Origin of the sequence: Vibrio sp. 10N.286.46.A8 (assembly GCF_041470165.1) — a bacterium.
In the GTDB taxonomy this organism is placed as follows: domain Bacteria; phylum Pseudomonadota; class Gammaproteobacteria; order Enterobacterales; family Vibrionaceae; genus Vibrio; species Vibrio tasmaniensis_A.
This window is the reverse complement of the sequence record NZ_JBFRLX010000235.1, coordinates 1-3,306: the sequence shown is the minus strand read 5'-3', so window position 1 is coordinate 3,306 and position 3,306 is coordinate 1. Positions and strand designations below refer to the sequence as shown.

Genomic DNA, 3,306 nt, shown 5'->3' with positions numbered 1-3,306 from the left:
CATAATACGCACTTAGACTAGTTTGTTTTTGAGGGGCTTTCTGGGCTCATACAGAGATTCTGAACGTTGTTACTGACAAGGTTTTACGTGCATGTTCCATTGCTTGTTGGTCTGTCTCATATGGACCATAGATTTTTACGTTGTGGTTTTCATCTCCATCAACGTTTGTAACTGACATGAACCAGTCACCAACCAAGAATATCTCATCAGCAAGTTCATTCACTTCTTGGAAGTTTAAGCCAACAACATTCGACACCATACATTGAACTTGGTTTGTATCATCTCGATAGCCAAGCATCTGTACATGGTTTTTGTTGGACTCACTCATGAGCAGCATTTCTTTTAATAGTTCTAAGCTGTCGAAGACTTTTTTGTACTGACGCTTGGCAACTACATCATTGGCATCATCAACGGCTTTATCTACATCGTTGTGTAACCAGTTAATGACTTCTTGGAGTTCATCCGATTTCATGACTTGATCTTCCATTATTTCATCGACCTCACGAGCTTAATGCCGAAGCGTTTTAATTCCAGTCCACCGAAGTTATTCACGGTAAAGCTTGAGCTATCAAGTTCGTAGTTTCCTGATTTATATGCAGATTGGTCGTCTTGTAATGATAGCTTCATTTCGACTGGGAACTTACCACCTAGATATGCATATCCGATTTGTTCTCTTATCGTTCTAGCTTGTTTACCATCTTTGCCTGGTAATGTTCTTGTGATTGGTTGTTCGTGTTCTGGGAAGATTTCTACTTTCAACATATCTTTTCCTTAAGCTACGTAAGCTTTAAACGGCAGCACGTTTGATTGCGCTACTTTCGGTAATTGATACCAAGATGGTATCTGTAGTGATTGAACTTCTATTTCTTCTGAACGCCTCAACGTTGGACACATTCTAGAGACATCGAACTGCTGACCGATGTCGATGCCGATTTTCTTCAGCCTTGCCTTGTGTTCGTAATACTGCGAGCTGCTCAGTATTTCCCTCATATCCACACCGTTTTGCCATAGCGTAAAATAGTTCATGGTTGTATTGGCTTTCCTTTGTGTATCAACGGCGCCATTATTTAATAACTGTTGAGCTATGCTCTGGTGTTCATCATGGGATATTTCGATAGTGTTCATAGCATCCTCGAAGTGCTTGAGGTGCGTTAGGTATTCATCTTCACTTATTAGCCCGTAAAACTGTAAGTTATGTCTTTTCAATAGCTTTTGTCTGAGGCTGTACTCTAAGCGAACAACACCTTTACTCGCACAGTAAGTCATTAATTTATCTATGTACTCTTTACTTTCATTGCCATTTTTTGCGTTCTTTTTTGAGTGACGCTGTAACTCGATAGCTTTGGCATATAACTTTATAAGTAGCCATTCAGAACCTTCGCCCCAGTAGCAACTGTGTCCGTCTGGATACAACTTAGGTTTCATGGATCTTCCCAAGCTCATTGATGACATCCCACGTATAAAAGATTGTTCACTGCCCTGTCCTACTGACAAGTTTTGCGTCCAGTCGATGCTTGTAATCTCTGCACCATTACCTACGTAAGATGATGTTTTTCCGTCGGGTGTTTGTCTGTGTTTGAGGCGGGTATTTTTAGTAAATGGAGGTAAGTCATATTTGGCTAACACATGGTTATAAACTTCTACACACTCATCTAATGTTGTTAGTCCGAAGAGATTATCTTGTCTTTGCCAACGTGATGGATTCCCCTCAACTCTGACACGATAACCATCACATCTGATCGTGAGCTTAGTGCTATGAGAACCTTCTAAAATCTTCTGATCTACAGATGGTGGTAGCTTCTCTCCAGACTCCAGATCTATACGCTCAATAACATGACGACCGACAAGAGGTAATCCTCCTTCTCGGTGATCTTGTTGGATAAATAAGCGATCAATGAAGTACAAGTAAAATCCTGTCAATAGCAACTAAGGTACATTTTTATATACCATAAAGGTTATTTTTGGTTACTGCAAGATTATGATTTATAAAAGTGGGTGTATAGTTACATTAATATGTACCATTAAAGGAATTATGATGATTGGTTCTGTACTTAAAGAAGCTAGAGCGTTAAAAAACCTATCCCAACCAGAAGTGGCTCGTTTAGTCGGAGTGACTAAGCAGACTTACTTGAAGTGGGAAAATGACACGACTGAACCTAAAGCAACTCAGATAAGTAAGCTTGCTAAAGTGTTGGGTATTACTTCTGATGAGATTTGTAACGGTAAATTAGATAGTAAAATGGCACTCAACTCGTTCATCATAAACATGTCTAAAGTTGGAGCTGATTCTGGGATGGTTGCATTGAGAGTCTGGGAACAAGTTCCTGATCACCAATACTTTTTGAAGAGTTTATTAGACAGCGAAGATGTCGATTCTGAAGGTAATGAGGTTCTTAATATCTTATAGCGGATTCCGGTATTCCGGAGTTAGTTCGGGTGTAACAGGAACCCGAACCTGAGAGAGCCAGTTTTGCGCGCTACGCTTGCCTCCCAAAACCTGCCTCTCTCTCATCATGATCATGACTGGGGGGTTGGATAGTTGGCTTATATACCAAGCAATAAAAAAGCCCAACGATTAAAGTTAGGCTTATCTTTCTGACGCGCTACGCTTGTCCACTCATTTGATCTCTACAAGCAAGCTTATAGCAGAACAAATCGAGCTCAATAAAATATTTTCTTTTAAAAAAACAAGAAAAACTTGACAAATCATGAACCTACAAAACAAATATGTTTACATCTGCAATCGAGCATGGCATACTTAAAATTAGATGCAAAAAAGACACCAAGATTGAGCTCAATCTAGTGCCTGTAGGAGGTGTAGCAAAATGTAATCAGTAACAGTATGAAATCATTCTAGAAGATTTCACTCACGAATCTAAAGCATTCCCCAATGATAGTAGATTCATAAACTCACAAATAAAGGATAAATAAATATGAGTAAAGTAGAAATAGTTATACTGATTTTAGAACTTATCACGTTCATTATCGAACAGATTTTACCTCTGTTCGCTTAACCTGAATGACCTGTTAGAGCAGGTCTTCTAACATATAGTTAGTAAAAGGTTATGTGTTCATTATACATAGAGCAGACTTAGAGTCAATATTATAAATGATACTAACCTGCTCTATTCATATCGTATTATGCAAATTATGTTACGGGCTTCAATCGTAAAACGATTCTCACGATGAGCATTAAAAAAGGTCAGCAAGCTGACCTTTCTAATTGAGCATATCCCTCGCCCACGTTTGATTTCATTCAGGCTTCCAGCAAACCGCTAAACATAATTTAGCCCCATAATACGCACT

General features: G+C 39.0%; 4 protein-coding genes. 1 reads left to right on the top strand and 3 read right to left on the bottom strand.

Going from position 1 to position 3,306, the window contains the following annotated elements; translation table 11 throughout:
• Positions 1 to 46 precede the first annotated feature (46 nt).
• The 3 genes from AB4232_RS19970 to AB4232_RS19960 are packed head-to-tail and all read right to left on the bottom strand — an operon-like array spanning position 47 to position 1,905.
• Complete coding sequence (locus AB4232_RS19970) at positions 47 to 487, bottom strand: hypothetical protein (protein WP_372087844.1); 441 nt, start codon at positions 485 to 487, stop codon at positions 47 to 49.
• Entirely contained in the window at positions 487 to 762 is a 276-nt protein-coding gene (locus AB4232_RS19965) for a G5P family DNA-binding protein (RefSeq protein WP_016767415.1), read from the bottom strand. Before AB4232_RS19965 ends, AB4232_RS19970 begins: the two co-directional genes overlap by 1 nt.
• A 9-nt stretch (positions 763 to 771) precedes the next feature.
• Positions 772 to 1,905, bottom strand: coding sequence for a phage/plasmid replication protein, II/X family (locus AB4232_RS19960; RefSeq protein ID WP_372087843.1), 1,134 nt, complete (start codon positions 1,903 to 1,905; stop codon positions 772 to 774).
• A 127-nt stretch (positions 1,906 to 2,032) separates the two neighbouring features.
• Between AB4232_RS19960 and AB4232_RS19955 the strand changes: the two genes are divergently transcribed.
• Positions 2,033 to 2,407, top strand: a complete 375-nt coding sequence (locus AB4232_RS19955; RefSeq protein WP_241906126.1) for a helix-turn-helix transcriptional regulator — start codon at positions 2,033 to 2,035, stop codon at positions 2,405 to 2,407.
• Positions 2,408 to 3,306: the final 899 nt, after the last annotated feature.